This window comes from Rhizobium sullae (genome assembly GCF_025200715.1).
Taxonomy (GTDB): Bacteria; Pseudomonadota; Alphaproteobacteria; order Rhizobiales; family Rhizobiaceae; genus Rhizobium; species Rhizobium sullae.
The window spans coordinates 1,992,801-2,017,809 of record NZ_CP104143.1; the positions used below are offsets into that span (position 1 = coordinate 1,992,801).

Below are 25,009 nucleotides of genomic sequence, written 5' to 3' on the forward strand. Positions count from 1 at the left end.
CTTCCCGAAGCCACATGGCCGGATCGCCCTGCGCTTCGGTTCGAGACTATGCTCTTGAAGAACCCATTACCCAAAAGCCGGTTTCACGCGGCTTTTGGGTAATTCGTTCACAAAAACGGCAAATGGGAGACGGTAAGCACCGCCTCCCAGATGCAGTTCAAGATTACTTGACGTCGGCCTTTGCGCCGGCGTCTTCAAGCTTCTTCTTGAGGTCAGCGGCTTCAGCCTTGGAAACGCCTTCCTTGACAGCCTTCGGAGCGGCTTCAACGAGGTCCTTGGCTTCCTTGAGGCCGAGGCCGGTGATAGCGCGGACTTCCTTGATGACGTTGATCTTGTTTGCGCCGGCATCCGTGAGGATGACGTCGAACTCGGTCTTTTCTTCTTCAACGGCAGCAGCAGCGCCAGCACCACCAGCAGCGGCAGCAACAGCTACCGGAGCAGCGGCGGAAACGCCCCACTTTTCTTCGAGAAGCTTGGACAGTTCTGCAGCTTCCAGAACGGTCAGCGAGGAGAGGTCGTCTACGATCTTTGCGAGATCAGCCATTTTTTCAGTTCCTTTTGTTCGGTTCGAACCGGTTTTCTATAAACAGCGAAAAACCGCCTTAAGCGGCTTCGTCCTTCTTGGCGTAAGCCGAAAACACGCGGGCAAGCTGGCTTGCCGGTGCTGCAACAACGCTTGCGATGCGAGTAGCCGGTGTCTGGATCATGCCCAGTAGCTTCGCGCGCAGTTCGTCCAACGACGGCAGGGTCGCAAGCGACTTGACTGCATCGGCGTTGAGCGTGGTTGTTCCCATGGCGCCGCCGAGCACAACGATCTTGTCGTTGCCCTTGGCGAAATCCACGACGACTTTCGGAGCGGTGATCGGATCGGCGCTGTATGCAATCAGCGTCTGACCGGTGAAGAGATTGGAAATCCCTTCCGCTTCCGTACCCTGAAGGGCGATCTTGGCCAGGCGGTTTTTCGCGACTCTGACGGTGCCGCCAGCAGCGCGCATCTTCGAACGGAAGTCGTTCATCTGCGCGACTGTAGCACCAGCATAGTGGGCCACGACAACCGAGCCCGAAGCCTTGAAGACTTCGTTCAGTTCCGTGACGAATTCGCGTTTTTCCGCTCTTTCCACTGCCTATCTCCAGTTGGCGGGACCGTGAAACGGACCCCACCGGGTTGCCTTTGCCTCCCGGGATCAGAAGCGATCCCAAGCGGCGCTTGAGGATCCTGTCCCCTCGCGCTTCGCGCCAAAAGGCCGAAGGCACAAGGCATCCAAGGCTCGAACCAAATCCATGAAGCCAGGCTTCATCGAAATTCGGGTCTTACCCGTCTCATGCAGGCCAAAGTGATTAAGGGAAAACCACCTGCAATCTCGGACAGGATTCCGGATTTCTCCGGAATATTCCGGCCCCTTTCGAGGCCGGAATTCTTGCCACCGGGCAGAGCCCGATGAAATTCGTTAAGAGGCCGTGACCGACGACGGGTCGATCTTGACACCCGGACCCATGGTCGAAGAGATCGCCACGCGCTTGAGGTAGTTGCCCTTCGCACCAGCCGGCTTCGCCTTGATGACGGCATCAGCGAAAGCCTTGATGTTTTCTTCAAGAGCCTTGGCGTCGAACGAAGCCTTGCCGATACCGGCATGCACGATACCAGCCTTCTCGACGCGGAACTCGACGGCGCCGCCCTTGGAAGCCTTGATCGCGCCGGTAACGTCCATCGTAACCGTTCCGACCTTCGGGTTCGGCATCATGCCGCGCGGGCCGAGTACCTTACCGAGACGACCGACGAGCGGCATCATGTCCGGGGTCGCGATAACGCGATCGAAATCGATCTTGCCGCCCTGGACGATTTCAACCAGCTCTTCTGCGCCAACGATGTCGGCACCGGCTGCCTTGGCTTCGTCAGCCTTGACGCCGCGAGCGAAAACGGCGACGCGAACGTCGCGGCCCGTACCGTTCGGCAGATTGACCACACCGCGGACCATCTGGTCTGCGTGGCGCGGATCGACGCCGAGGTTCATGGCGATTTCGATCGTTTCGTCGAACTTGGCGATCGCACGTTCCTTGACCATCGAGATGGCGTCGTTAAGGGCGACCAGTTTGGTCGGATCCACGCCTTCGCGGATCTTCTGAATACGCTTTGCAAGCTTTACCATGTTACGCCACCACTTCCAGGCCCATGGCGCGGGCAGAACCCTCGATCATGGCCATTGCGCCTTCGATATCCGCGGCGTTCAGGTCCTTCATCTTCGCTTCGGCAATCGCCTTGACCTGAGCCTTGGTCAGCTTGCCTGCGACGGCGCCCTTACCGGGCGTCTTCGAGCCGGACTGGATCTTCGCTTCCTTCTTGAGGAAGTAGCTGACGGGCGGCTGCTTCATCGCGAAGGTAAAGGACTTGTCCTGGTAATAGGTGATGACGACCGGGATCGGCATGCCCTTTTCCATTTCCTGCGTGGCGGCATTGAACGCCTTGCAGAATTCCATGATGTTAATGCCACGCTGACCAAGCGCCGGGCCAATCGGCGGGGACGGGTTTGCCGATCCTGCCTTGACCTGAAGCTTGAGCTGGCCTGCAACTTTCTTAGCCATAACTCTCTGCCTTTCATTGATGACCGGTCGCCCGGCCAGTGATGCCGGATTTCTCCGGCGGCTGCGGTTGCGTGGTGCGGATCTCGAAGGCCCGGCTAAGACCCCTCTCACCTTCCACGCGGTTCGCGGCTTTCGCCGCGCAGAAGCCAGTCAATACCGACTGACTTCCGATCTCAAAAAAATCAGACCTTCTCGACCTGACCGTATTCCAGTTCGACCGGGGTCGCGCGGCCGAAGATCGACACTTCCACCTTCAGGCGCGAACGCTCTTCGTCCACATCCTGAACCGTGCCGTTGAACGACGCGAACGGGCCGTCCGAAACGCGGACCTGTTCGCCGATCTCGAAGGTAATGGAAGCCTTCGGCCGCTCGACGCCTTCCTGGACCTGACCGAGAATGCGCTCGGCTTCGGAGTCCGGAATCGGAACGGGCTTGTTGTCGGAGCCGAGGAAACCAGTGACCTTCGGCGTGTTCTTGATCAGGTGGTAGGCCTCGTCCGTCAGGTTCGCACGAACCATGACATAGCCGGGGAAGAACTTGCGCTCGCTGTCGACCTTGCGGCCGCGGCGCACTTCGACCACCTTCTCGGTTGGCACGAGGATCTTTTCGAAAAGATGCCCGAGACCCTTCTGCCTGGCCTTCTCCTCGATGGATTCAGCCACCTTCTTTTCAAAATTCGAATACGCGTGGACGATATACCAACGTGCCGCCATCTTATATCTCCACCCGATCAGTTGCCGGTGTTGAGCACGTAGCTCAAAGCCCAGCCAATCAGCTGGTCAGCAGCAAAGAAAAACAGCGCGGCAAATACCACCATCACCAGCACCATGATCGTCGAGATCATAGTTTCACGGCGAGACGGCCAGGTAACCTTGGACGTTTCGGCGCGCACCTGCTGCAGGAACGCAAACGGATTGGATTTGGATGCCATCGACTGCCCACGCAATTACGGCGCGTAAAGCTGAATATATCAGCCCCACGCACCGCGTGTCTGTTGAACCCTACATAAACACCGATTCCCAATTGCACAAGAGGGAAACCGCCATTTAGCGAAATTTGCCATATACCCTCCCCAACGAAACGCTGCAAGAACGTTCGCGCTTTCCGTTCGAAGAGGATGGCAGGGGCAGCAGGGCTCGAACCTACGACCTGCGGTTTTGGAGACCGCCGCTCTACCAACTGAGCTATACCCCTTTATGCTTTACATTCAGCCCGTTGACCTTGAGGGTCGAAGCGCTTCCTGCAAGCATGGCGCTCCTTTAAGACGGCGGCACGGGATATGCAAGTGCGATTTTCGATTTTTCCCAATCCGCCGTCGCCCGGCATAGGCTACGATCAGACCTTCACATATTTGCGCCAGTCGTGCTCTTCCTTGAAACCTAGGACCTCGCGGATAGTGCGGTTGGAGAGCAGGCCCTCATATTCGCCGATCTCGCGGGTGAAGGGCACGTTGGGGAAGAAGCGTTTGGCGAGTTCCTTGGAGGGAATGTTGGCGGTCACGGTGTCGTTCACGGCATTGAAGACCCGGAAACCCAATCCGCTCTTTTCGATGCACAGATGGACGATCTGCCCGAGGTCGCGGGCATCGACGTAGTTCCAGGCGTTGCGCCGGCGCGTCTCCGGATGGGCGATAAAGCTGGGAAACCTGTCATATTCATGCGGCTCGATGACATTTCCGATCCGCAACGCGTAGATATCGGCACCGGAGCGCTCGGCGAAGGCGCGCGCCGTCTTTTCGTTCAGCACCTTCGACAGGCCGTAGCTGTCCATCGGATCGACGTCATAGTCCTCCTCCAGCGGAAACTGATGAAAATCCTTCTGCCCCTCGGCGAAGCAGACGCCATAGGTGGTCTCGCTTGACGCGAGGATGATTTTCCGGACGCCAAGCTTCACCGCCGCCTCGAGGACGTTGTAAGTACCCATCGTGTTGACGCGGAACGTCTCGTTGTCCGACTTGATAAGAATGCGCGGAATCGCAGCGAAATGCACGACAGCGTCGAAGCCCTGGACGCCCTTGCCCGTCTCCAGATCGGGAAAATCGCGATGCATGGACAGCGCGTTGAAAACCTGGCCGCTGTCGGTGATGTCGGCAATCAGGTTGGTGACGCCGGGGCTGTCGAGCGACACGAGATCGACGTTGTGGACCTCATAGCCGGCATTCACCAGCCACGGCACGACATGGCGCCCCGCCTTGCCCGAGCCGCCCGTAAAAAGAATGCGCTTCTTCATGAAATCTCCTCCGCGTCATGAAATCGAAGAAATAGATAAAGGCTCCGCAACAGGGTGCAAGGTGAAGGCGCCGCTATTCTCAAGTCACGGCTCAATTCCGCCCATGCGGCTTCCACTTCCGCGATGGCGGAAAGCGCCTCTTTCAGCGCTGGAGTCTTGATGTCGTAAGCCACCTGGAGGTTCATCCAGAACTCGGGCGAAGTCTTGAAGAACTTGGCGAGCCGGAGCGCGGTATCGGTACTGATTCCGATTTTATTCCGAGACGATCCTCTCGATTCTGGTTCGGAGAACACCGTGTTTCTTCGCGAGAGAATAGGGCGTCAGATCCAAAGGCTCCATATAGATTTCTCTGAGAATTTCACCGGGATGAATGGCGGGCGATTTGCTGATGGACATAACCAAAGCCTCCATGCTTACGGTCCTCCCCTCGCCGTCAGTCCCCGGAAGATCGTCCTGCCCACGCTTCCTTCCCACGGTCGCTCACCCTACCGCAGTTGCGCTTCTCTTCGCTCGCTATGACCAGCTTACGGTGGGACTTGCACCCACAAGAATGCGCCCATGCCTGGCGCACCACAACAAAAAGCCCCGCCGTTTCCAGCGGGGCTTCTCCAATCCAAGCTAATCCGAAGATTACTCGACGATGCTGGCGACGATGCCGGCGCCGACGGTGCGGCCGCCTTCGCGGATGGCAAAGCGCAGCTTTTCTTCCATGGCGATCGGCACGATCAGCTCGACGTCAACCGTGACGTTATCGCCCGGCATCACCATTTCCGTGCCTTCCGGCAGCGTCACGATGCCCGTCACGTCCGTCGTGCGGAAGTAGAACTGCGGGCGGTAGTTCGTGAAGAACGGCGTATGACGGCCGCCTTCTTCCTTCGTCAGGATGTAGGCTTCGGCCTTGAACTTCTTGTGCGGCTTCACCGAACCCGGCTTGCACAGAATCTGGCCGCGCTCGACGCCGTCACGGTTCACGCCGCGGATCAGCGCGCCGATGTTGTCGCCGGCCTGGCCCTGGTCGAGCAGCTTGCGGAACATTTCAACGCCGGTCACCGTCGTCTTCGAGGTCGGGCGGATGCCGACGATTTCGACTTCCTCGCCAACCTTGACGATGCCGCGCTCGACGCGACCGGTGACGACCGTGCCGCGGCCCGAGATCGAGAACACGTCTTCGATCGGCATCAGGAACGGCTGGTCGATCGGACGCTCCGGCGTCGGGATGTAGGCGTCGACCTGGGCCATCAGCTCGCGGATCGCGTCTTCGCCGATCGTCTTGTCGGAATCTTCAAGTGCGGCCAGCGCCGAACCCTTGACCACCGGGATGTCGTCGCCCGGGAAGTCGTAGGACGACAGAAGTTCGCGCACTTCCAGCTCGACGAGCTCGAGAAGCTCGGCGTCGTCAACCTGGTCGACCTTGTTCAGGAACACGACGATCGCCGGAACGCCGACCTGGCGGGCGAGCAGGATGTGTTCGCGGGTCTGCGGCATCGGGCCGTCAGCAGCCGAGCACACCAGGATCGCACCGTCCATCTGCGCCGCACCGGTGATCATGTTCTTCACGTAGTCGGCGTGACCGGGGCAGTCGACGTGCGCGTAGTGGCGGGCAGCCGTCTCGTATTCGACGTGCGCCGTCGAGATCGTGATGCCGCGGGCCTTTTCTTCCGGTGCAGCGTCGATCTGGTCATACGCCTTGTATTCGCCGAAATACTTCGTGATCGCCGCCGTCAGAGACGTCTTGCCGTGGTCAACGTGGCCGATCGTGCCGATGTTAACGTGCGGCTTGTTGCGCTCAAACTTACTCTTTGCCATTTGAATGCTTCCTGTGAACGAAATGGGTGACCCCGGCGAACCGGTTTAGTGCCGCCGTTTAAGGCTTTCGGCGGGATTGCGCAAGACCTAATTGTGAACGCCATTCCAGGCCTGGAACCGCATATGGGAACGGATCGTCAATCGGCAATATCAGCCGGCAAAACCAGCATATTTCCGAACAGGGGCACAGCCGCCCGTGCATATGATATTATGCCGTCTTGGCGCTGCTGAAGCGCGATTCCTAGGGGGGAAGAATGGAACCGGCAGAAATTGCAAAACGATCGGCTGGCAACTTTCTGATCTTTGCTGCCTGCGCATTCGTACTCTGGATAATGGCGGGCGCAATCGACTGGGTGGCCCAGATCGTGCATCTGTCGACGCCGGAGCGCCTTACGGCTGTCGCCACGTCCATTACCAGTTCGTCGACGCTGCAGGCGCTCGTCAGCATATGGCTTCTGACGGCTGCCCTTGCGATCGCATTTCCCAGGATACTGACGCCCCTGTCCACGACCACAACGCTGATGTTCGATGTCGGATACGGCATTCTCGGAGCGCTGACGGGCTTCGGCCTAGCGATCGGCCTTTTCGGCGGAGGCTGGACGATCTTCGTTCGCGCGCTCATCTACAGCGCCGTCATCGCGATCGGCTTCTTCGTCTTCCGCAAATGGCTTTCCGTGGCGGAACTCCGTTCCTACGGGCAGGCAAGGTGGATCATCGCCGCGATCGTCGCCCTCGCCTCGCCCTTCGTCCTTTTATGGGGCTGATTGGACCGGAGGTGAAGACCGCGTCAGGTGGCGAAGTTGCATGGCTTACCTTGGCTTAGCTCCAAGTCCTAATTCGGAATCTTGTTATAAAAAGAGTCCGGATCATAGACGCAGGCGTAATCGAGGACGCAGAGCCTTCCTCCGGCATCCCGCAAACTGGTCGTCGAGCGCTTGTCACCCAGCCTGCAGCTGGCCGGCGGGTAACGGAAGCTGCGGCCTCCGATGCCGATTCGCACGAATACCGCTTTGTTTTGCCGGATGATCTGCGCAAGCGCGCTGCAGCTGTGATCGCGGGCTTTGACTTCAAAGGTCTGGGCAGCAAAGGCTGCCGAGGGAAGCAAGAATAAGGCGGCTAATATCAGGTTTCGCATAGGACCTCTCATGAGGGCCATGTTAAGCAGCAGTGCCCACGGCATTCAAACGGAAATTTCACGCCTTTGAATGCGTGCGGCCAACGCGCCGGTCGGACGCAATGCTTAAATCTCTGAGAGCTGGAGCGGGTAGCGGGAATCGAACCCGCGTATTCAGCTTGGAAGGCTGCTGCTCTACCATTGAGCTATACCCGCGGGGTGGTCCGATCCAAGTGACGAATGGTGGAGAGAGTTGGATTTGAACCAACGTAGGCTGAGCCAACGGATTTACAGTCCGTCCCCTTTAACCACTCGGGCATCTCTCCAGTTTTTCGTCTGGATCGTAAGAACCAAGCTCGAAGACCCAGGAGCGTTGCCGCCCCTCGATCTGCGCCGCGTATATGACCGGAGCATTTGCCCATGTCAACATGAAGACAATAGAAAAAATACGAAAAACTTCATCGCCTGTTGAAAGCCGCCGCCGGCAAAGAAACCCTATGCGCGGTGAAGTGCTACCGTTATAAAGCCGCATGAGCAAAGACAACAAATCCGGCGGCAAGTCCGCAACCGACAAGTCCCCCAAGGACACGCATTACGCCACTCTGCGGCGCGCCCATCGCGATGCCAAGCGCGAGCGCGGCGAAATCCCGACGCCGCATCCGCAGAAGCGCAAACGCGGCGGCGACGACTGGAAACCGCCGGCACTCGCGGCCGACCAGGTCCATCTCTACGGCCTGCACACCGTGCGCGCAGCACTTGAAAACCCCGAGCGGAAAAACGTCAGGCTGAGTGCGACGCAGAATGCGCTTGCACGCCTCGAAATCGATGCCGAACGGCTCGGCATTCCCGTCGAGATCGTCTCACCGCAGGATATCGACAAGGTGCTCGGCCCCGAGGCGATCCACCAGGGCGTGATGCTGGAAACCCGCCCCCTGCCCGTCCGGCGTCTGGAGGCGCTGAAGGACAGCCCGTTGCTCCTCGTGCTCGACCAGGTCACCGATCCGCACAATGTCGGCGCCATCATGCGCTCAGCCGTCGCCTTCAATGCCGGCGCCGTCATCACCACGCAGAGACATAGCCCGACCGAATCGGGAGTGCTTGCGAAATCGGCTTCCGGCGCGCTCGAACTCATTCCTTATATACAGATCACCAATCTTGCCGACGCGCTCGGTGAATTGCACCGGCTCGGCTTCTTCTCGATCGGCCTCGATTCAGAAGGGCCAGCGCCGATCGAGGGCACGTTCTCAGGCGAAAAGGTTGCGCTCGTTCTCGGCTCCGAAGGCAAGGGCCTCAGGCAGAAGACGCGGGAGACCGTCAGCGCGCTAGCGCGGCTCGACATGCCAGGCGCGATCAAATCGCTCAACGTCTCGAATGCGGCTGCGATCGCGATGTATGCCGCCCGGCTTCACCTGAAGAAATAAGCAGGCGTCTCAAAATGAACGAATGGCGGCCCTAAGAGCCGCTTGAGCGCAGCAGCAAAGAGAGCAACAGCAAGAGAGAAGGAAAATATCCGGCATGGCAATCCGGCCCCTCCTGTTCGGCATCCTGTTCATCGCGGTCTTCGTCGCCATCGTTCTCAGTATAATATGGGTCGATCCCACCCAGCCGACGCGCCAGCCGGATCCCCTGGCGCCGACAACGCCGGCACCCACACCGACACCGCCTGCGCAATAGCCGCCGGGAATCGCACGCGGCGGCATCGCGTTTGCTGATCGACGTCCGCACCGGCGGCCCACTCCCGGTATCCCGATGATGCCGCCTTTTTGAGTGCCGGTCAGACGAAGCCCAGCGGACGATCACAGATCGATGCGGAATTGCAGGTAATGGTGCGGTCGGTGGTGATGACGCCAATAATGGCGTTCCCTCCATCGCCGTTCGGCGCGCCAGGGCCGGTAGTAATAGCTGCGCTCATAGGCATACGGATCGTGGCGCCAGTCACGACGTTCATGCCGCCACGAATGACGCCAATGGCGGTGATGATCCCGGTAATGCACCTTCACGACGTCGCTCTTTTCGACGGAAGCAACCGGTGTATAGACGGGAGCGGCAACCACGGGCTCACCGGCAACGGCGGCCGAGCCGACCGAGAGAAGCGCTGCAACAGCAAAATGGACAATTCTCATGGCTCACCTCCTTGATGACTGTGAGCGAAATCTGCTCCTCCTGCCCTGAACTTCTCCTGAATCGGTACTTCAGCTTTTGTTCATGAAATGGAGAGCGATTGGGTTATGATCGATCACGAAATCGCGCCCGGGCTGGATTTTCCCTTTACACCCGGGAAGAATCTGCTAGTTGGCACGCATTGCCCTTGTAGCTCAGTTGGTAGAGCACCTGATTTGTAATCAGGGGGTCGCGGGTTCGAACCCTGCCGGGGGCACCATAATCCTCAATAAAATCAATATACTAAAGAAAACGGCATGTTAGCCGGCTACATCGATTTGCAAATTTTGGCGCATTTTTTGGCGCGGCCCGAATCGCAAACGCAGCCACTGCCGGTCGTCAAATCCGCTTTTCGCTTCGTTTGATGATCGCGGTCAGACCGATCAGGCCTTCTCTCGGTCGCCGCCCCACTTCACCATCGGATCGATGCCCTGCTTCTTCCAGTCATCGACCACGTGCCGGAGAAGGTCACAGGAGCCGTCAATGGAGAAGTCGAACGACGGATCGAACTCCGGCTCCCTGACGGCTTCCCACAGATAGCCGCCGAGAGCGTCCGCTGCGGTGGCCCGCGCTTTTGCGCGGGAGGCGTCGCCGTTCGTGAAGTCGAAGTCGCTTACCATCAACACGATTTGGTAGATTAGGGAGCCAGCGTCGATACATGGGATGAACCGGAGATAGTCCAGATCGAGCTTTACCCTCGCCGACCTGTTCTCGGAGAAATTGTTCCGCTTCAGCATCCCGTCGAAGCTCATCATCACTTGCATGGTGCCGACCTTGCAGGCGTTGTACCAGACTTGATATCGCCGACCGAACTCCTGCCCTTCGAAACCTCGAATGCTCGTGTCGTTCAGCTCTTCAATGGCCCAAGGATCCGTGAGTTGCATATTCAGGAGGGCGGCGAACCAGCGGAAATCGTCGAACAGGATTTCGTGCGCTGGAGTGATCCATGATGCAATAGCGCGGCCCGCCGCGAGAGATGCCGGCTGTTTATGCTCCGGCTTGTGACGTTCGCCCCCTAAGGCCGCGATGATGCCGCTGTATTCCTTGCGGACCACTCGCTCCTCAAGCGCCTGTAGCCTGCTTTCCTATCCAGAGAAGCACGACAGTCAGGACACCCAGCCCGATGACGTAATCGGGAATGTTGAATTGCTTCTGGACGGCGACGACGACTGCTGCAATGGCGAAAGCAGCCCACATTCCAATGCGCTTGATCATCCGCCTCCCCGCTCGACTAGCGAAAAATAGCGGTGGCCAGTGCGCGCTGAATGCCGCGAACATCCGTGCCCTTCTTAAGGGTTTTTTGGATGGGATCGGATGTTCCGGAGACCCAAATCTTGAGTTCCGATTCCAGGTCGAACGTGCCCGCAGTTTCTACCGAAAAACGGGTTATCGCCTTATAGGGCACTGACATGTAGTCGACTTTGCTACCGGTGATCCCCTGAATGTCCACCAGAATGAGGCGCCACTGCGTGAAGACAAAGAAATCGCGGATAATCTTGAACGCCAGTTGGGGCTGCTCGCCTTCGATCAAGACGCCATTCAAACGCTTGTTGAGCTCGGTCGGATCGACCTTTGAACCATGACCAAGAAACCCGTCAAACAATCCCATGTCGTACACCCCATCGCTTCTGAAAATATCTCCTATCGATACCGTTTCTCTGTCTCTATCACCAACCATTCCTCTCGGTTGCCGTTGACTCCTGTATTCGGGGCGCAGCAACTGGGGATTACATTGATGTGGGAAAAATATACGGACAAGTACAAAGCTTATAAGCTGGTGGCGCTTCCTATTGCGGCGTTTGGGACTACCGCGTCGATTATGTCAGTTGCATTTTATGGCGACGTCTCTATCAGCGCAAAACAGCTCGCCTTTGGGTGCGCAATGGCCTCGGCAATGGTTACGGCGATCGTCTCATTCTTGGAGTTGGTCGCCGATGCAAGGCAAAAAGAGCGACGTGCAGCGGAACAACTCGCCAGTGATCAGCGGATCGAGCAATTGGAAGTGCGCATCCGCATGCTGGAACAAGGGACAGCCGCCGCAGCCTAATTCCTGGTTTTCCGAAGTCTCCAAACGAGAAACCCGTTTATCGCTACGAATGACGCTAGTAGCTTCTTCATTTTCTGTTCTCTTTTTTGCGGCGCGCCGTTGAACGAGGCTAGATTGCCGCACACTCCAGTTTCGCCTCATCGTTAAACACGCAAGCGGCGCGGATGAAACTCCCTCGATTCCGTCGCTCCGGCGGGTAAAATGCGGCGCAGAAAAGTCATCGGAGCCGACGAACGGTCCGAGAAAACTCTCGCGGGGGTCGCGAGCGACCGCTGTCAGCACAATTCCGATTCCGAGATCGGCGGACGTGCTTTGGCTTCAGCTTGCCCCCCAAAAAAAATACAAGAAACCATCCCACTCCCCGTAGCCGCGGGAGATTTCGTCGGCTTGCAAGCCGCCGCAGTTCCTACAGTTTCCAGTAGTAGACGGCGAATCGTCTTTGGCCTATCGATGGACCCATGCGATCGTCCCTGGAACATCTGCCGGAAGAAAAGCAGCGCGAGCTTGCCCGCGTCGTTGCGATCATCCATGAGGAGTTCGCCGATGCGCTGTCAGGCACATCTGCCGCCTTCAAGAAGCGCGGCCGGATCTTAAAGATTTTGCTCTTCGGTTCGTATAGCCGCGGCACCTGGGTCGACGAGCCGCACACGATGAAGGGCTACCGCTCCGACTACGACATCCTGGTGCTCGTCAATTCCAAACAGCTGGCGGAGCCACAATACTGGGAGAAAGCGCCGACCGGCTGATGTGGGATAGGGATGTGAAGACGCCGGTCGGGCTGATCGTCCATGGCGCCAGGGAGGTGAACAACTTCCTCGCCGACGGCCAGTATTTCTTCGTCGACATCCTGCGCGAGGGCATCGTGCTCTACGAGCTCGACGACCGGCCGTTGGCCGAACCGAGAAAACTCTCCGCTCTCGATTCCTATAGGGTGGCGAAGGAGCATTTCGCGAACAAGTTTCCCTCAGCATTGAGCTTTCTGGATACCACTCAGTATCTGCTTGGGAAAGACCAACTCAGCCACGCGGCATTCGAACTACACCAGTCCGTCGAGTCGGCGTACTCCGCTTTGCTTCTCACCCTGACCAACTACAGCCCGCCATCGCACAATCTGAAATTCCTGCGCGGGCTGGCTGAAGATCAGGACCGCCGGCTGATCGACGCATGGCCGCGCGACCAGCACCGCTATACCGCCTGGTACAACATTCTCAACGAAGCCTATGTCAAGGCGCGCTACTCGAAGCACTTCGAGATCACCGACGAGGCGCTTGGCTGGCTACTTGAGCGGACAGAACACTTGCATCAGATTGTCGCGGCGATTTGTAAGGAGCGTCTTTCCGAACTGGAGCGGGCAAGCGCCGCCAACTGACGGCCAAAATCTGCGCACCACACTCGAAATGCGGCATGGCTGTTAGGAGCGAATTCCACCCTCTCCGCCTTCTGGTACACGTCGGGGTGCCGCCGAGCTCCCGTGTGATCGTCTCGGCTCAATGTCTTCGATGAGTCGGCCGGCCGGATCGTTAAACTTTGCCTTCGACGGTTCACCGATGACACGGCCGGGACAGCCGTTGTACGAATTCGATCCGGCACACTTCCGTCACGGTTACAGCGTTGGCGAATTGCATTACATTCTCCGATCGAGTGAGTGTCAGCGAGGCTTGTCATGCCCGACCAGACAAAATGCCCAAAATGCGGGAGCGCCGACTGTTTGCAATATGTCGATCGGCTGATGCTCGATTCGGTTGTCAAACATGCGGGCAGTCACTTTTTCGTCCCTCCCGATCCTGTCGGCGCCTATGTTCGTTGGCAATGCTCAGCGTGCGGCGGGAACGGAAGTGGGAAAGTGACATGGGTAGGGCCAGGAAGCGTTGAGATTTTCCATTGGAAGATGAAGGAGTCGTAACGGCTCCCGGATCATCGAAAGCCAGCGAGCGCATCGGACCGCCGCTTCGTCGGGCGTGCTGCCTTGAATTCAGCAGCATCATCACGCCATAGCGCAAGGCCGACATCAGATCGTCTCTCAGCTTCACGACCACACCTTCTTTCCGATGGTACAGAGAACACATTGAAGGTAAGCGATGAAACAACCCCATCTAGCGACGGCTAAGCCGAGGGTCTATTCGCGCCAGACGGGGTCAATGCACCGCTTACGATTGGCAAGAGAGCCTATGAATTGGCAAACGTGCTGCGCGGGATCGCAGGCCTACAGCCACCAGATTTCGGAACCATTCTGCAGCCGCTATTTAAGTAATCTCGAACAGGCCATTCGCGTCATTCGAAGATCGCCCCTTTCGTCAACAGCTCTTTCTCTTTGAAGCGGCCAGTAGATTTGTCGATCCTCACGTAGAGCTTGCGCCCGGACCCCCGGACGCTCCCGATCGCATCGTCCGCCGAGAACAGGCTTCCAGCCTACTTCTCAGTTGCTGCCGTCGTTCGACCGCGACTTCCGGGCCTCGTTGTTGGTTGATGACGCCGTCTTCCCGTCGGGCTGCTGGCCGAAATAGGTGCCGCCTAGATGGCCGCCGGCGCTGGTATTTTCGACCTGGCGTTCGGCCCGCTTCACTAGTTTTTTGACGTCTGTCTTGCTCATTTTGTCGCTCCATTGGATGGTGGTGACAGGGGAACAACGACACGCGGCCAAGAGAGTTCCGCCTTTGCGGGGAGCCCGGCGCAACCGCGCGCGGTATTGCTTTTGCATGGCTGTTTCCTTGACAAATCCACCAGGCGCACTTGAAAGTATCCCGCTCGTGCGCGCTTTGACAATTATGGATTGCGATATCGAATGCCCAAGAAGCCGAAACTCGAACATTCGGAACTCGCCGGCGAATTCACAGAGGACGACGTTACCGTACTCGTCGACATCTTCCGGACGGCCGGTTCCAATGAGGACTGGTCGATGGAGGTCGTGACGCAGGATGAGGACCTGATCCGCTGGGACGAGCCTTTTGCGACCGATCGCGAGGCGTTCGACGAATTCCTGGCGACAGTTGCGCGCGACGGCATTCGGTCGTTCCTGGACGACAGTGAGCCATCCGTGCACTGACCCCGGCGCACGTGTTATTCCGCCGCTTGACCAACGCGTTCGCGCTCATGCTAAAATATGGTATGGTCGCCGCGGGAGAGAGGTGATGCGACGGTACAATCTCCGGCATGAAGCCGATGATCGCTGGCTTGTTGTTGATGGAATGACAATGCAGCCGGCCGCTTTGGACGGTATCCCGATCTGCGGCATGCAGTGGGCGGAAGCCTGCGATATGGTCGATCTCATGAATACACTCGACAGCATCGAACGGGCGTCGGATCGCTACGCGACGTCCTCGCGCCGGAGCGCCTGACGGCCTTTTTTTGCGTTTCCTGAAAATCTGCAGTCGAAGATTGATCCTGCCTGTCGGCAACCGGTCGGCCTGCTTCTTCGAAATTGGGTAGATCCTATGAGGAGGGGTGGATAGCAATCAGCGCTGTGGCAAAGTCAAAGTGAGGGTCGCTTAACCACAAACATCCTACCTTGGAGGCAAGCATGCCCGTTGCAGCTCACCGATCCGAAGCGCCGACCACTATCCACCCTCCACCCTCCCTCAGATCTACATTATTGCGTGCTTTTGCCGGAACGGAACAAATCCGTCCTCCGCCGGTTCGAATCATCAAAGGAGGATCAAAGCATGGTTGCAGATTATCTTTGGCTCTTCGCTATCGCCGGCGGCGCCTTCCTTCTCGGCTGCGCGATCGCCTATGGCATGCTCACAAACCGCAAACTCTCGCACAGTGAGCAGGACGCGCAGGACCGCAAGGTGCGGAAACTCTACGAGAAACCGCCGCACGAGGCATCGCGATGAACCGCCGGTTCGCTTGGGGCGTCGCCGTTGCTCTGGCGCTTGCCGCAGTCCTCGCCGCCGAGAGCGCCGGCTATTTCCAGCCGACCGAAACGCCCGGCCGGCCCTCGCCTCACGCGATCGACCAGTCACAGTAGGAGGTCGAGATGGCTGCTCAGGACAAGAGATTTGATTCGGGCACCGATGATGCGCGCTGCTCGGACTCTGCGGCCGCTGCGCAGCGCCGCGAGGAGGCCAAATCGCGGGCCGCGCGCGGGCTGGCATCCGGCATGGGCCATCTGCACGAAGGCTCGCTGGACATCAAGCCCGAGGACGTCAATCGAGCGCGGGACCAGCGCGCAGGGGAAATCGAGCCCGATGAACGCGCGAAACAGTCCGCCGTGAAGGAACACGCGCGCCTGCACGGCGACGCCTACATCGTCGAATCCGACCTGGAAGACCAGGATCAGCGCGAAGCAGCGCCGGGCACGAGAGAACAGAAATAGCGGTCTCCATCGTCTCTCCGGCGGCGCGCGCAGCGCAGGCGGAGCTATTTGCTTGCGCGCAAAAAACCTTGTCGCAGAAGCCCTTTATCCTTTAGCTAGGCGAAGATCATAAAGGGCATCGCATGGGCCGTTCATTTCAGACACTTTGTTTCCTCGCTTCATCGGCAACGGAGGCGCTTGCTGCGCGGGAGGAGTTGATTCGCCTTTATGGGGATGTCCCCGCCGAGGAAGCCGATGTCATCGTGGCGCTCGGAGGCGACGGCTTCATGCTGCAGACGCTGCACGGCACAATGAATTCCGGCAAGCTCGTCTATGGCATGAACCGCGGCTCCGTCGGTTTCCTGATGAATGACTACCGCACCAAGAAACTGCACGACCGCATCTGCTCGGCCGTCGAAAATGCCTTCCATCCTTTGCAGATGACGACGGCCAATGCGGACGGCACCAATTCCACCGCGCTCGCCATCAACGAGGTTTCGCTCTTCCGCCAGTCCTATCAGGCCGCCAAGCTGCGCGTCGAGGTCGACGGGCATGTGCGCCTCGCGGAACTGATTTGCGACGGCCTGATGGTGGCAACGCCCGCAGGCTCCACCGCCTACAATCTTTCGGCCCACGGCCCAATTCTGCCGCTCGAAGCGCCGCTGCTTGCCATGACGCCAGTCAGCGCCTTCCGTCCGCGGCGCTGGCGCGGCGCGCTGTTGCCGAACAAGGTGACGGTCGACATCCATATTCTCGAGGCCGAAAAACGCCCGGTGAATGCGGTTGCCGACAACGCCGAGGTGAAGTCAGTGCTGCATATCCGCATCGGCCAGTCGGAGCACATGACGGCGCGGATCCTTTCCGATCCGGACCGCTCCTGGTCGGATCGCATCCTTGCCGAACAATTCGAGGATTGAGGCCATGCAGCTTCGAACCGCTCTCCTCGCCGCAATGCTCTTCACCGGCCCGGCAGACCTTGCGAAGGCCGCTTCGCCGGGCGACACCATCCTTCCGCCCGCTGTGATCTTCGCAACCAGCACCGGCTATTGGGAAGAAAGCCGCGCGGATATTGCCATCGAACGTGCACCCGGCGGCGACGATCCAGGAAAGGCGGAACCTCAGCCGCGCCGCGGCTATTACAAGCTCTTTGCCGTCCGCCAGCCGGACAGGACCTCGAAAATCTATCTGCAGCAGATCGCGCAGGCCGAGAGCGGCCCGGAGATCGTCTCCAGCGTCGAGCTGCACGAGTTCACGCCGCTGAAGCCCTATGTCACCGACATCCGTCCGGAAGGTTCCACGGGCATGGCTCAGCAGCCTGGCCTCTTCGCCACCGTCTACCTGAAGACCGATCCGAACGCCGAAGCCGAGGGCTGGACCGTGCTGATCGACGAACTCGGCGAGATCAAGATCGAGAAGTCGACGAACTAGATTAGTCACCTGAATCTAAAGTTCGCGGCATAAGACTTGCTGCGTTCGCCGGCAGAACCGTTTTACGGAAGCGAGGATCTCGTCTGCGGATTTGACTCATTTGCAGGGTTTCGGGTTTTCGTTGTAGGCCTCGATGAAGGCGGCAATGTCGGCCTCCAATTCGGTGGCATGATGCACGTCCGGCCCTCCGGAAACAGCTGCGTGGATGCGCTTGGGAAAGTCGAAGAACTCGGTCGCACGACAGCGTTTGTAGCATTTTCCGATGACTGCGCCCGTCGCGATGTCCAGCGCAGCCACAACCGCTCGTTTCAATGATACGAATTACGACTCCAGAAGATTGCTTGAGCCGGCGGGCCTGCCCGCACAAACCTCCCGGACGCATTCGCGCAGCCAGCGATGTGCCGGGTCGGCGTCCATCCGCGGGTGCCACAACAGCGAGATCGTCGTATCCGGCGGCGAAACCGGCATGGGGAAAGAGAACATCCCGTCGCGCAGGTTCCCGGTATAGCGTTCGGGGACGCTGGCGATCAGATCCGAGGCACGCGCCAGAGCCAGAGCTTCCGAAAAGCCGCCAACGACCGTCACGATCTTCCGTCTCAAGCCGAACGGCTCAAGCGCGTCATCGATGGGTCCCCTGTCGAGCCCGCGCCGCGAGATGAGGATATGCCGGCCGGCAGCGTAGCGGGCGGCCGTGATCGCAGCCTCGCACAACGGATGCCCTATCCGGACGACGCCGACGAAACGGTCGCGGAACAGCGCTTGTGCCCGCACCTCCGGCCCCATGGCCTTTCCGACGACGCCGGTTTCCAGGTCGACACTGCCGTCGCGCAGCGGCGCGCTGTCCCTGTCCGGCTTCGGGACGAAGCGCAACTGCACGCCGGGCGCCTGTTCGCCGGCGAGCGCAATGAGCTCCGGCCCGAAATTCTCGACGAAGCCATCCTGGTTTCTGAGCGTGAATGTTCGCACAAGCCGTGACAGGTCGAGCGTTTCGGCAGGCCGCAGAACGGCTCCGGCGTCCCGCACGAGCTGGCCGACGCGCTCGCGAAGCTCGAGCGCCCGCGGCGTCGGAACAAGGCCGCGCCCGGCCCGCACGAGCAGCGGGTCGCCGGTCGCCTCCCGCAACCGCGCCAATGCGCGGCTCATCGCCGACGGGCTCAGCCACAGCCTTCTGGCGGCGCGGGCGACACTGCCCTCCGTCAGAAGCACATCAAGGGCGACCAGCAGATTGAGATCGGGATGCGACATGGGAGCGACCATAGCACGGCCGGCGCAATATGACATGGCGCCAGACGCACGAATGCAATGCATATGATGCGCCTTCCGCCCTGTCTACCCGCGAGCTATCTCTGCCCAAACGCAATCTTGGAGTAGCTCTTCATGACATCGGTCCGCTCTGCCCGCGCCGCCTTCCCTGACGCCACTGACAAAGGCATACCCTCCGCAGCCTCGGTTCGATGGGCGCTTGCCGGCCTTTGCCTGTCGATGCTGCTGTCTTCGCTCGGCACCAGCATCGCTAATGTCGCCTTGCCGGCATTGGCTCAGATGTTCGCCGCACCATTCCAGCAAGTCCAATGGGTCGTCATTGCCTATCTCCTGACGATCACGATCCTGATCGTCAGCGTCGGGCGGCTTGGCGACATCGCTGGACGCCGGCGGGTGCTCCTGGCGGGGCTGATGGTGTTTACCGCCGCCTCGGCGCTCTGCGGCCTTGCTCCCTCGCTCTGGTGGCTGATTGCCGCGCGGGCCGCGCAGGGCCTCGGCGCCGCCGTCCTGATGGCGCTTACCATGGCCTTCGTCGGCGAGACGGTCCCCCGGGAGAGAACCGGCAGCGCCATCGGGCTGCTCGGCACGATGTCGGCAATCGGCACCGCGCTCGGTCCGTCGCTTGGCGGCGTTTTGATCGCCTGGCTTGGCTGGCGTGCGGTCTTTCTCGTCAACATCCCGCTCGGTCTGCTGGCCTTCTTTCTTGCCCACCGTTTCCTGCCCGTCGACCGCGAAACACCAAGAACGGGCCGCCCCGGCTTCGACGCTCTCGGCACGCTGCTGCTTGCAGGCACGCTCGCCGCCTATGCGCTCGCCATGACGATGGGGCGCGGCCATTTCGGCGCTTTGAATGCGGCGCTCCTGATCGCCGCCCTCGCCGGCGCCGTGCTCTTTGTTTTCACCGAGGCGAAGGTGGCATCGCCTTTGATCCGGTTGGCGGCATTCTGCAATGCGGCGTTCAGCGCCGGCCTGGCTGCGAACGCGCTCGTTTCGACGGTGATGATGGCGACGTTGGTGGTGAGCCCGTTTTACCTTTCCCGTGCGCTGGGGCTTGACGCGGCTCTTGTCGGACTCGTCATGTCGATTGGCCCGATCGTCTCCGCGCTGAGCGGCGCTCCGGCTGGCCGTCTTGTCGACCGTCTGGGTGCGCCGTTCGTGGTCATCGCCGGACTGATCGGAATGGCTCTCGGTGCAGTTGCCCTATCCGTGCTTCCGGCAATGTTCGGCGTTTCCGGCTATATTGCCGCCATCGTCGTCCTGACTCCGGGCTATCAGCTGTTTCAGACCGCTAACAACACCGCCGCCATGATGGATGTACCCGCCGATCGGCGCGGCGTCGTCTCCGGTCTGCTCAGCCTGTCGCGCAATCTCGGGCTCATCACCGGCGCTTCCGTCATAGGCGCCGTGTTCGCCTTTGCCGCGATGACGGCCGACATCACAACTGCGCGTCCCGAAGCCGTCGCCAGCGGCATGCAGGTCACCTTCGCCGTCGCGGCAGCTCTGACCGCCGTCGCGATCATCATCGCCGCCGGCGGCCGCGCCCTTGCAATGCGTCCTTCGCCCCGCGGAGACGGGCCGGTCTAACACAGCCTGAACTCCGCTTGCTTCTGTTTCGGCCAGGCCGCTAGATGCTTGCCTGTACGCTGTGGAGGTTGGCATAGACACCTTCCTGCGCCATGAGGTCGCTATGGGTCCCCTGCTCGATGATGCCATCGCCTGTGAGCACCAGGATGCGGTCGGCATGGCGGACGGTGGAGAGGCGGTGGGCGATCACCAGAGTGGTGCGGCCGCTCGCCAGACTGAGCAGCGCCTTTTGAACCGCCCGTTCGCTCTCGTTGTCGAGCGCGCTGGTCGCCTCGTCGAAGATCAGGATCGCCGGATCCTTGAGGAAGGCGCGGGCGATCGTAAGGCGCTGCCGCTGGCCGCCCGAGAGCTTGACGCCGCGCTGGCCGATATCGGTGTCGTAGCCCCCCGGCAGAGCCATGATGAAGTCGTGCGCGTTGGCGGCACGGGCGGCTGCCTCCACCTCGGCACCTGTGGCGCCTGGCCGGCCGTAACGGAGATTTTCCGCCACGGTGCCGGCGAAGAGATAGACATCCTGCTGCACCACCCCGACATGGCGCCGGAGCGACGCCAGCGTCACGTCGCGAATGTCGGTGCCGTCGATGCGGATCGCCCCGGCCTGCACATCGTAGAAGCGCGGGATGAGTGCGCACAACGTGCTCTTGCCGACCCCTGAAGGGCCAACCAGGGCCACGAACTCGCCCGGTGCGATGGTGAGCGACAACCGCTCGAGCACCTTTGGGCCATCAGCCTCATAGCCGAAGGCGACATCGGAGAAACTGATCTCGCCGCCCGGGACCGGCATGGGACGCGCGGACGGACGGTCGGTGACGTCCGGTGCGATCTCCAGGACCTCCATGGCCCGGACGAAGCCCGTATAGCCCTCCTGCCAGAGGCGCACGAAATTCGCGAGCCGCTGCACGGGATCGACCAGCACCGCCACGCAGAGCAGGAAGGTAAGCATTTCTGCGACGCTCAGCTCCGCCGTCAGGATGCGCAGCCCGCCGATGACAATGACGAGTATGGTGATGAGCTGCGCGAAGGATTCTGTGCCCACCGAAAACCAGGCCTCGCTGCGGTAGCCGTCTGCGCGGCCCTCCAGGAAGCGCCGGTTCAGCTTGGCGAAGCGTTGCTGCTCCAGCGCCTCGTTGGCGAAGGATTGGACAACGCGAATACCCGCCAGGGCGTCCTCCACGCGCTCGTTGACGGCGGCGATCTGCCGCTTGCTGGCTTCGAGTGCGCGGTTCATGCGCCGGTTGAAATGCAGCGCATAGGCCACCGCCACCGGCGTGAGCAGCAGGATGAGGCTCGCCAGAGGAGGATCGATGAAAAACAGCACCACCATCGCACCACCATACTTGAGCACGGCGATGGAGATGTCTTCCGGGCCGTGGTGGAAGAGCTCGCCCAACCACAGGGAATCATTGGTGATGCGGCTCATCAGCTGGCCTGTGCGTTGACGGTCGTAGAAGCTGAACGAGAGCTTTTGGCAGTGTTCGAAGAGCTCCTGCCGGACGGCCGCCTCGATCCGGGCGCCCATCACGTGCCCCTGATAGTCGACGAAGAAGATGGCGGCGATTTGGACCGCCAGGATGGCAAGCATGAAGCCGCCGAAGGCAAGAATCTGCCCGTAGGCCTCCGGCGCGTTGGGCAGAGCCAGAAGGTGGCTTGTCACGAAGTTGGCGCAAAGCGGCAACGCCACCGCCGTGCCAGCGACGAGAATCGCGCAAAGCAGGTCCGCCAGCAGCAAAGGCAGGTGCGGACGATAGTAGGAGAGGAATTTGCGTATGCGCGAACGGCGCCGGGTGCCGTCGGCGGTGCCTGGATAATCGCGGAAGAATTTCAGGAAGCGGTTATGGCGCGGCGGGCTTTTCCTCGCGCGGGGGAACAGAGTGTGCATGAAGCGGAATGTCCTTGTGGGCGATGTTTCCTTTCTGGTTGGACAGGTTCGCTTTCATGTCAGTCTCCCCGGGATCGGACAAATTGAAGGCTCAAGCATCGCGGACAACCGCGACCGATTCAAGACCACCGCGGAAAGAGATCGCCCAGTGTTGTCGACATGCAACAGCAGGATCCGCTGCAGTGGCCAGCGTGTGATTTGTCGGATGCCACTACCAATTGGTCACAACTTGACTTTCAATTGGTCACCACGGACGAACCGATGAAATTTCATTCAGCAACTAAATGATCCTCGGTGGCGCATATTGTCCGAGGTAGAGGCGCGAGGAGAACTGAAAGCAGTTGTCAAGTATTGTCCGCGGAGTGGGATGAGGACGAGCGTGTCTGGGTCGCAACGAGCAACGACGTGGAAGGACTGGCAGCACAATCCGAAACGTTGGAATTGCTCGAGAAAAGCGCTCTCGCTGCAATTTCCGATCTGACCGAACTGAACGGAATTGCGTCCGATCTGCCTGAAATCCCGGTCCGCGACACCTAGAAGAACTCGTCCAGCACCAGGTAATAGGCGACCTTCGCGTCATCGATGCCGGAAAGCCCATAGCAATCGAGGAAATGTCGGACCCCCGCCTCCCCGAGGTTGTACCGTATGCTTCGCATTGCCAGCGCGATATCCTGATATCGATCCGCAACGCCCAGGCGGCCGCAATCAACATACCCGCTGAACCGCCCTTCATGCGTCATGAAGTTCGGCAAGCAAGCATCGCCATGCGCAACGACGGCATCGGTGACGTCAGGCTGGCTGGCTTCCAGGTAGGCAAAAAGGCTCGCAACCGTTTCGCTTTGCCGCTCTTTGTCAAAATCATCCTCGTCTACGGCGCCCGCATCCATCCGCGCCCTGGCAAGCCTCAAGCGAGCCGTCAGCCCGTGGTCGAAAGGGCAGGTTTCCGGATCAAGTTCGTGCAACCGGCGCAAGGCGGCCGCCAGGATCTCAATGCACCGCGCATCTGCCGTTGATTTGGACGAAGCCAGGTCGCTTCCCGGAAGCGCGTTCAGCAGCAGCCAGTTTCTGTCCTCATGGCTTTCCATAGCAACGACGCTGGGGCACGGCATTCCTTGTTTGGCAAGCCACAGCAGACGCTCCGCCTCCAACGGCAATTCCGCAAAAGGACCAGCCATTTCGCCTTTCAGGAAAAATCGCTTCTGGCCACCTTCGGCAAGCACGAACACGTCTGCGGATGAACATCCGAGATCGTCCTGTTTCCACTCGTACTGAGATAGCAGCGCCCGTAGATTGGGAGGTAAAGCAATGTTTTCCATCGGAAAATCATCTCGATAATCGTTTGCCGGGCCGGCTGCAAAAATATTCTGGGCGCGGCAAGCCGCCTGCAACCACCTGCTGCAAGCGGCTATAAGCCAAATCGCCGGTCACACCGTCAATCGACGTCCTCCAGGACAGCGTCCGGTTTGCCGCTGATGCGGTGCGCAAGCGCTGCTTCCATGAACGCGTTGAGATCGCCGTCGAGCACGTCGCCCGGTGCAGTGCTTGTGACGCCGGTGCGCAGGTCCTTTACCAGCTGGTAGGGCTGCAGCACGTAGGAGCGGATCTGGTGGCCCCAGCCGATCTCGGTCTTGGAGGCGGCTTCGGCGCTTGCCGCCTCTTCGCGCTTCTTCAGTTCCGCTTCATACATGCGGGCGCGCAGCATGTCCCAGGCCTTGGCGCGGTTCTTGTGCTGCGAGCGTTCCTGCTGGCACTGCACGACGATGCCCGTCGGGATATGCGTGATGCGCACGGCCGAGTCGGTCGTATTGACGTGCTGACCGCCGGCCCCCGACGAGCGGTAGGTGTCAATGCGGCAGTCGCTTTCATTGATGTCGATCTGGATGGAGTCGTCGACGACCGGATAGATCCAGATCGACGAGAAGGACGTGTGTCGGCGCGCATTGCTGTCATAGGGCGAGATGCGTACGAGCCGGTGCACGCCCGATTCCGTCTTCAGCCAGCCATAGGCGTTGTGGCCCTTGATGAGCAGTGTGGCGGACTTGATGCCCGCCTCTTCGCCGTCATGGACTTCGAGAAGCTCGACCTTGAAGCGTTGGCGTTCGGCCCAGCGGGTGTACATGCGAAGCAGCATGTTCGCCCAGTCCTGGCTCTCGGTGCCGCCGGCGCCGGAATGCACTTCGAGATAGGCGTCGTTGGCGTCGGCCTCGCCGGACAGCATGGCCTCCACCTGCCGGCGCGCCGCCTCGGCCTTCAGGCTCTTCAGCGCGTCCTCGGCCTCGTTGACGATGCTTTCATCGCCCTCTTCCTCACCCATCTCGATGAGTTCGACATTGTCGTTCAGCTGTTGTTCGAGCTGCTTCACGCCGTTGATGCCGTCATCAAGCTGCTGGCGCTCGCGCATCAGCTTCTGTGCTTCCTGGGCATCGTTCCAGAGGCTCGGGTCCTCTGCCTTGTTGTTCAGCCAGTCCAGCCGTCTTACCGCCTGGTCCCAGTCAAAGATGCCTCCTCAGCAGGGTGATAGCCTGCTTGGTTTCATCGACTACGTTTTCGATTTCCGCTCGCATTTTCCTGCTTCTTTGCGTTGTCTTGAGTTGGTCCGTCAAATAGTTGCGGCGGCCGCGGATG

Annotated in this window: 31 protein-coding genes, 4 tRNA genes and 3 pseudogenes; 15 read left to right on the forward strand and 23 right to left on the reverse strand. The window is 59.9% G+C overall.

The window, feature by feature from the left end; genetic code table 11:
- Window positions 1-163: 163 nt before the first annotated feature.
- From rplL to tuf, 10 genes and pseudogenes are all read right to left on the reverse strand, one after another.
- Window positions 164-544 carry a 50S ribosomal protein L7/L12 gene (rplL, locus tag N2599_RS10100; RefSeq protein ID WP_027513641.1) on the reverse strand — a complete coding sequence of 127 codons (381 nt, stop codon included), beginning with the start codon at window positions 542-544 and terminating at the stop codon, window positions 164-166.
- Window positions 545-602: 58 nt separating this feature from the next.
- Complete coding sequence (gene rplJ / locus N2599_RS10105; protein ID WP_027513640.1) at window positions 603-1,121, reverse strand: 50S ribosomal protein L10; 519 nt, start codon at window positions 1,119-1,121, stop codon at window positions 603-605.
- 327 nt (window positions 1,122-1,448) lie between these two features.
- Complete coding sequence (gene rplA, locus N2599_RS10110; protein ID WP_027513639.1) at window positions 1,449-2,147, reverse strand: 50S ribosomal protein L1; 699 nt, start codon at window positions 2,145-2,147, stop codon at window positions 1,449-1,451.
- A gap of 1 nt (window position 2,148) precedes the next feature.
- Window positions 2,149-2,580, reverse strand: a complete 432-nt coding sequence (gene rplK, locus N2599_RS10115; RefSeq protein WP_027513638.1) for a 50S ribosomal protein L11 — start codon at window positions 2,578-2,580, stop codon at window positions 2,149-2,151.
- A gap of 182 nt (window positions 2,581-2,762) precedes the next feature.
- Window positions 2,763-3,293 (reverse strand): transcription termination/antitermination protein NusG, encoded by a 531-nt coding sequence (gene nusG, locus N2599_RS10120; RefSeq protein WP_027513637.1) that lies wholly within the window; start codon window positions 3,291-3,293, stop codon window positions 2,763-2,765.
- A 17-nt stretch (window positions 3,294-3,310) separates the two neighbouring features.
- The gene (gene secE / locus N2599_RS10125; RefSeq protein WP_027513636.1) at window positions 3,311-3,511 is read right to left on the reverse strand and encodes a preprotein translocase subunit SecE; all 201 of its coding nucleotides are present in this window, start codon (window positions 3,509-3,511) and stop codon (window positions 3,311-3,313) included.
- A gap of 187 nt (window positions 3,512-3,698) precedes the next feature.
- A tRNA-Trp gene (locus N2599_RS10130) sits at window positions 3,699-3,774 on the reverse strand.
- 141 nt (window positions 3,775-3,915) lie between these two features.
- On the reverse strand, window positions 3,916-4,809 hold the full coding sequence (locus N2599_RS10135) for an NAD-dependent epimerase/dehydratase family protein (RefSeq protein WP_027513635.1): 894 nt from the start codon (window positions 4,807-4,809) through the stop codon (window positions 3,916-3,918).
- 104 nt (window positions 4,810-4,913) lie between these two features.
- Window positions 4,914-5,205, reverse strand: a pseudogene (locus N2599_RS10140) (HigA family addiction module antitoxin); the annotation flags it as partial.
- Window positions 5,206-5,439: 234 nt separating this feature from the next.
- Window positions 5,440-6,615: an elongation factor Tu gene (gene tuf, locus N2599_RS10145; protein ID WP_027508614.1), complete on the reverse strand. Its 1,176-nt coding sequence runs from the start codon at window positions 6,613-6,615 to the stop codon at window positions 5,440-5,442.
- Window positions 6,616-6,869: 254 nt separating this feature from the next.
- On the opposite strand from tuf, the gene N2599_RS10150 reads away from it, so the two are divergent.
- Complete coding sequence (locus N2599_RS10150; RefSeq protein ID WP_027508613.1) at window positions 6,870-7,379, forward strand: hypothetical protein; 510 nt, start codon at window positions 6,870-6,872, stop codon at window positions 7,377-7,379.
- 68 nt (window positions 7,380-7,447) lie between these two features.
- Here N2599_RS10150 and N2599_RS10155 read toward each other — a convergent pair whose 3' ends face one another.
- The 3 genes from N2599_RS10155 to N2599_RS10165 form a co-directional block, all read right to left on the reverse strand.
- Window positions 7,448-7,750, reverse strand: a complete 303-nt coding sequence (locus tag N2599_RS10155; RefSeq protein ID WP_027508612.1) for a hypothetical protein — start codon at window positions 7,748-7,750, stop codon at window positions 7,448-7,450.
- 121 nt (window positions 7,751-7,871) lie between these two features.
- A tRNA-Gly gene (locus tag N2599_RS10160) sits at window positions 7,872-7,945 on the reverse strand.
- Window positions 7,946-7,970: 25 nt separating this feature from the next.
- A tRNA-Tyr gene (locus N2599_RS10165) sits at window positions 7,971-8,055 on the reverse strand.
- Between the two features lie 204 nt (window positions 8,056-8,259).
- Between N2599_RS10165 and rlmB the strand changes: the two genes are divergently transcribed.
- Both rlmB and N2599_RS10175 read left to right on the forward strand, forming a co-directional pair.
- On the forward strand, window positions 8,260-9,150 hold the full coding sequence (rlmB, locus tag N2599_RS10170) for a 23S rRNA (guanosine(2251)-2'-O)-methyltransferase RlmB (RefSeq protein ID WP_027508611.1): 891 nt from the start codon (window positions 8,260-8,262) through the stop codon (window positions 9,148-9,150).
- Between the two features lie 94 nt (window positions 9,151-9,244).
- A complete protein-coding gene (locus tag N2599_RS10175; RefSeq protein ID WP_167333884.1) occupies window positions 9,245-9,403 on the forward strand; it encodes a hypothetical protein in 159 nt (52 codons plus the stop codon).
- Between the two features lie 122 nt (window positions 9,404-9,525).
- Here N2599_RS10175 and N2599_RS10180 read toward each other — a convergent pair whose 3' ends face one another.
- The gene (locus N2599_RS10180; protein ID WP_037141094.1) at window positions 9,526-9,852 is read right to left on the reverse strand and encodes a hypothetical protein; all 327 of its coding nucleotides are present in this window, start codon (window positions 9,850-9,852) and stop codon (window positions 9,526-9,528) included.
- A 181-nt stretch (window positions 9,853-10,033) separates the two neighbouring features.
- On the opposite strand from N2599_RS10180, the gene N2599_RS10185 reads away from it, so the two are divergent.
- Window positions 10,034-10,109: transfer RNA gene (locus N2599_RS10185), tRNA-Thr, on the forward strand.
- 163 nt (window positions 10,110-10,272) lie between these two features.
- Here N2599_RS10185 and N2599_RS10190 read toward each other — a convergent pair.
- From N2599_RS10190 to N2599_RS10200, 3 genes are read right to left on the reverse strand one after another with little or no spacing between them, the layout of a single operon-like run.
- Entirely contained in the window at window positions 10,273-10,944 is a 672-nt protein-coding gene (locus tag N2599_RS10190) for a hypothetical protein (protein WP_027508610.1), read from the reverse strand.
- Window positions 10,945-10,951: 7 nt separating this feature from the next.
- Window positions 10,952-11,104 (reverse strand): hypothetical protein, encoded by a 153-nt coding sequence (locus N2599_RS10195; protein ID WP_156915219.1) that lies wholly within the window; start codon window positions 11,102-11,104, stop codon window positions 10,952-10,954.
- Between the two features lie 16 nt (window positions 11,105-11,120).
- Window positions 11,121-11,498 carry a PH domain-containing protein gene (locus N2599_RS10200; RefSeq protein WP_027508609.1) on the reverse strand — a complete coding sequence of 126 codons (378 nt, stop codon included), beginning with the start codon at window positions 11,496-11,498 and terminating at the stop codon, window positions 11,121-11,123.
- On the opposite strand from N2599_RS10200, the gene N2599_RS10205 reads away from it, so the two are divergent.
- Together N2599_RS10205 and N2599_RS10210 are read left to right on the forward strand one after the other, a co-directional pair.
- Window positions 11,469-11,936, forward strand: coding sequence for a hypothetical protein (locus N2599_RS10205; RefSeq protein WP_156915218.1), 468 nt, complete (start codon window positions 11,469-11,471; stop codon window positions 11,934-11,936). The two genes, N2599_RS10200 and N2599_RS10205, sit on opposite strands and share 30 nt — an antisense overlap.
- A gap of 458 nt (window positions 11,937-12,394) precedes the next feature.
- A pseudogene (locus N2599_RS10210) lies at window positions 12,395-13,305 on the forward strand (nucleotidyltransferase and HEPN domain-containing protein).
- A gap of 1,047 nt (window positions 13,306-14,352) precedes the next feature.
- Here N2599_RS10210 and N2599_RS10215 read toward each other — a convergent pair.
- A complete protein-coding gene (locus tag N2599_RS10215) occupies window positions 14,353-14,526 on the reverse strand; it encodes a hypothetical protein (RefSeq protein WP_087005371.1) in 174 nt (57 codons plus the stop codon).
- Between the two features lie 192 nt (window positions 14,527-14,718).
- Between N2599_RS10215 and N2599_RS10220 the strand changes: the two genes are divergently transcribed.
- The 7 genes from N2599_RS10220 (at window position 14,719) to N2599_RS10250 (ending at window position 17,658) form a co-directional block, all read left to right on the forward strand.
- Window positions 14,719-14,979, forward strand: coding sequence for a hypothetical protein (locus N2599_RS10220; protein WP_027508607.1), 261 nt, complete (start codon window positions 14,719-14,721; stop codon window positions 14,977-14,979).
- Between the two features lie 85 nt (window positions 14,980-15,064).
- On the forward strand, window positions 15,065-15,271 hold the full coding sequence (locus tag N2599_RS10225; protein ID WP_027508606.1) for a hypothetical protein: 207 nt from the start codon (window positions 15,065-15,067) through the stop codon (window positions 15,269-15,271).
- Between the two features lie 324 nt (window positions 15,272-15,595).
- On the forward strand, window positions 15,596-15,769 hold the full coding sequence (locus tag N2599_RS10230; protein ID WP_165928152.1) for a hypothetical protein: 174 nt from the start codon (window positions 15,596-15,598) through the stop codon (window positions 15,767-15,769).
- Window positions 15,766-15,903 (forward strand): hypothetical protein, encoded by a 138-nt coding sequence (locus N2599_RS10235; RefSeq protein ID WP_156915217.1) that lies wholly within the window; start codon window positions 15,766-15,768, stop codon window positions 15,901-15,903. Before N2599_RS10230 ends, N2599_RS10235 begins: the two co-directional genes overlap by 4 nt.
- Window positions 15,904-15,912: 9 nt before the next feature.
- Window positions 15,913-16,251, forward strand: a complete 339-nt coding sequence (locus tag N2599_RS10240; protein WP_156915216.1) for a hypothetical protein — start codon at window positions 15,913-15,915, stop codon at window positions 16,249-16,251.
- Between the two features lie 122 nt (window positions 16,252-16,373).
- Window positions 16,374-17,147, forward strand: a complete 774-nt coding sequence (locus N2599_RS10245) for an NAD kinase (protein WP_027508604.1) — start codon at window positions 16,374-16,376, stop codon at window positions 17,145-17,147.
- A gap of 4 nt (window positions 17,148-17,151) precedes the next feature.
- On the forward strand, window positions 17,152-17,658 hold the full coding sequence (locus N2599_RS10250; protein WP_027508603.1) for a hypothetical protein: 507 nt from the start codon (window positions 17,152-17,154) through the stop codon (window positions 17,656-17,658).
- Window positions 17,659-17,673: 15 nt separating this feature from the next.
- Here N2599_RS10250 and N2599_RS10255 read toward each other — a convergent pair.
- Together N2599_RS10255 and N2599_RS10260 are read right to left on the reverse strand one after the other, a co-directional pair.
- A pseudogene (locus N2599_RS10255) lies at window positions 17,674-17,952 on the reverse strand (IS630 family transposase); the annotation flags it as partial.
- Between the two features lie 27 nt (window positions 17,953-17,979).
- Window positions 17,980-18,903, reverse strand: coding sequence for a LysR family transcriptional regulator (locus N2599_RS10260; RefSeq protein WP_027508601.1), 924 nt, complete (start codon window positions 18,901-18,903; stop codon window positions 17,980-17,982).
- A gap of 132 nt (window positions 18,904-19,035) precedes the next feature.
- Between N2599_RS10260 and N2599_RS10265 the strand changes: the two genes are divergently transcribed.
- Window positions 19,036-20,505, forward strand: coding sequence for an MFS transporter (locus N2599_RS10265; RefSeq protein ID WP_051336465.1), 1,470 nt, complete (start codon window positions 19,036-19,038; stop codon window positions 20,503-20,505).
- 40 nt (window positions 20,506-20,545) lie between these two features.
- Here the strand turns inward: N2599_RS10265 and N2599_RS10270 are convergent, their stop codons facing one another.
- Window positions 20,546-22,384: an ABC transporter ATP-binding protein gene (locus tag N2599_RS10270; RefSeq protein ID WP_027508600.1), complete on the reverse strand. Its 1,839-nt coding sequence runs from the start codon at window positions 22,382-22,384 to the stop codon at window positions 20,546-20,548.
- 351 nt (window positions 22,385-22,735) lie between these two features.
- Here N2599_RS10270 and N2599_RS10275 point away from each other — a divergent pair, with 351 nt between their 5' ends.
- Window positions 22,736-22,921, forward strand: coding sequence for a DUF1902 domain-containing protein (locus N2599_RS10275; protein ID WP_037141091.1), 186 nt, complete (start codon window positions 22,736-22,738; stop codon window positions 22,919-22,921).
- On the opposite strand, the gene N2599_RS10280 is transcribed toward N2599_RS10275, so the two are convergent.
- Both N2599_RS10280 and prfB read right to left on the reverse strand, forming a co-directional pair.
- Window positions 22,918-23,700: an APH(3') family aminoglycoside O-phosphotransferase gene (locus N2599_RS10280; protein ID WP_051336470.1), complete on the reverse strand. Its 783-nt coding sequence runs from the start codon at window positions 23,698-23,700 to the stop codon at window positions 22,918-22,920. The genes N2599_RS10275 and N2599_RS10280 overlap by 4 nt on opposite strands.
- A 116-nt stretch (window positions 23,701-23,816) precedes the next feature.
- A protein-coding gene (prfB, locus tag N2599_RS10285; RefSeq protein WP_100772280.1) for a peptide chain release factor 2 occupies window positions 23,817-24,948 on the reverse strand; the annotation gives its coding sequence in 2 pieces (ribosomal slippage) (window positions 23,817-24,878 and window positions 24,880-24,948; 1,131 coding nt in all).
- Between the last annotated feature and the right edge of the window lie 61 nt (window positions 24,949-25,009).

What these genes read in the sequence shown, in the direction of transcription:
- N2599_RS10205 (WP_156915218.1), top strand. Translation starts at nt 11,469, where the DNA reads ATGACCAAGAAACCCGTCAAACAATCCCATGTCGTACACCCCATCGCT.
- rplK (WP_027513638.1), bottom strand. Translation starts at nt 2,580, where the DNA reads ATGGCTAAGAAAGTTGCAGGCCAGCTCAAGCTTCAGGTCAAGGCAGGA.
- N2599_RS10155 (WP_027508612.1), bottom strand. Translation starts at nt 7,750, where the DNA reads ATGCGAAACCTGATATTAGCCGCCTTATTCTTGCTTCCCTCGGCAGCC.
- N2599_RS10270 (WP_027508600.1), bottom strand. Translation starts at nt 22,384, where the DNA reads ATGCACACTCTGTTCCCCCGCGCGAGGAAAAGCCCGCCGCGCCATAAC.
- N2599_RS10225 (WP_027508606.1), top strand. Translation starts at nt 15,065, where the DNA reads ATGCGACGGTACAATCTCCGGCATGAAGCCGATGATCGCTGGCTTGTT.
- N2599_RS10245 (WP_027508604.1), top strand. Translation starts at nt 16,374, where the DNA reads ATGGGCCGTTCATTTCAGACACTTTGTTTCCTCGCTTCATCGGCAACG.
- rplL (WP_027513641.1), bottom strand. Translation starts at nt 544, where the DNA reads ATGGCTGATCTCGCAAAGATCGTAGACGACCTCTCCTCGCTGACCGTT.
- N2599_RS10220 (WP_027508607.1), top strand. Translation starts at nt 14,719, where the DNA reads ATGCCCAAGAAGCCGAAACTCGAACATTCGGAACTCGCCGGCGAATTC.
- N2599_RS10175 (WP_167333884.1), top strand. Translation starts at nt 9,245, where the DNA reads ATGGCAATCCGGCCCCTCCTGTTCGGCATCCTGTTCATCGCGGTCTTC.
- N2599_RS10250 (WP_027508603.1), top strand. Translation starts at nt 17,152, where the DNA reads ATGCAGCTTCGAACCGCTCTCCTCGCCGCAATGCTCTTCACCGGCCCG.
- rplA (WP_027513639.1), bottom strand. Translation starts at nt 2,147, where the DNA reads ATGGTAAAGCTTGCAAAGCGTATTCAGAAGATCCGCGAAGGCGTGGAT.
- N2599_RS10180 (WP_037141094.1), bottom strand. Translation starts at nt 9,852, where the DNA reads ATGAGAATTGTCCATTTTGCTGTTGCAGCGCTTCTCTCGGTCGGCTCG.
- N2599_RS10135 (WP_027513635.1), bottom strand. Translation starts at nt 4,809, where the DNA reads ATGAAGAAGCGCATTCTTTTTACGGGCGGCTCGGGCAAGGCGGGGCGC.
- N2599_RS10150 (WP_027508613.1), top strand. Translation starts at nt 6,870, where the DNA reads ATGGAACCGGCAGAAATTGCAAAACGATCGGCTGGCAACTTTCTGATC.
- N2599_RS10280 (WP_051336470.1), bottom strand. Translation starts at nt 23,700, where the DNA reads ATGGAAAACATTGCTTTACCTCCCAATCTACGGGCGCTGCTATCTCAG.
- rlmB (WP_027508611.1), top strand. Translation starts at nt 8,260, where the DNA reads ATGAGCAAAGACAACAAATCCGGCGGCAAGTCCGCAACCGACAAGTCC.
- N2599_RS10240 (WP_156915216.1), top strand. Translation starts at nt 15,913, where the DNA reads ATGGCTGCTCAGGACAAGAGATTTGATTCGGGCACCGATGATGCGCGC.
- N2599_RS10195 (WP_156915219.1), bottom strand. Translation starts at nt 11,104, where the DNA reads ATGATCAAGCGCATTGGAATGTGGGCTGCTTTCGCCATTGCAGCAGTC.
- N2599_RS10200 (WP_027508609.1), bottom strand. Translation starts at nt 11,498, where the DNA reads ATGGGATTGTTTGACGGGTTTCTTGGTCATGGTTCAAAGGTCGATCCG.
- N2599_RS10215 (WP_087005371.1), bottom strand. Translation starts at nt 14,526, where the DNA reads ATGAGCAAGACAGACGTCAAAAAACTAGTGAAGCGGGCCGAACGCCAG.
- N2599_RS10265 (WP_051336465.1), top strand. Translation starts at nt 19,036, where the DNA reads ATGACATCGGTCCGCTCTGCCCGCGCCGCCTTCCCTGACGCCACTGAC.
- tuf (WP_027508614.1), bottom strand. Translation starts at nt 6,615, where the DNA reads ATGGCAAAGAGTAAGTTTGAGCGCAACAAGCCGCACGTTAACATCGGC.
- secE (WP_027513636.1), bottom strand. Translation starts at nt 3,511, where the DNA reads ATGGCATCCAAATCCAATCCGTTTGCGTTCCTGCAGCAGGTGCGCGCC.
- N2599_RS10235 (WP_156915217.1), top strand. Translation starts at nt 15,766, where the DNA reads ATGAACCGCCGGTTCGCTTGGGGCGTCGCCGTTGCTCTGGCGCTTGCC.
- N2599_RS10260 (WP_027508601.1), bottom strand. Translation starts at nt 18,903, where the DNA reads ATGTCGCATCCCGATCTCAATCTGCTGGTCGCCCTTGATGTGCTTCTG.
- nusG (WP_027513637.1), bottom strand. Translation starts at nt 3,293, where the DNA reads ATGGCGGCACGTTGGTATATCGTCCACGCGTATTCGAATTTTGAAAAG.
- N2599_RS10230 (WP_165928152.1), top strand. Translation starts at nt 15,596, where the DNA reads ATGGTTGCAGATTATCTTTGGCTCTTCGCTATCGCCGGCGGCGCCTTC.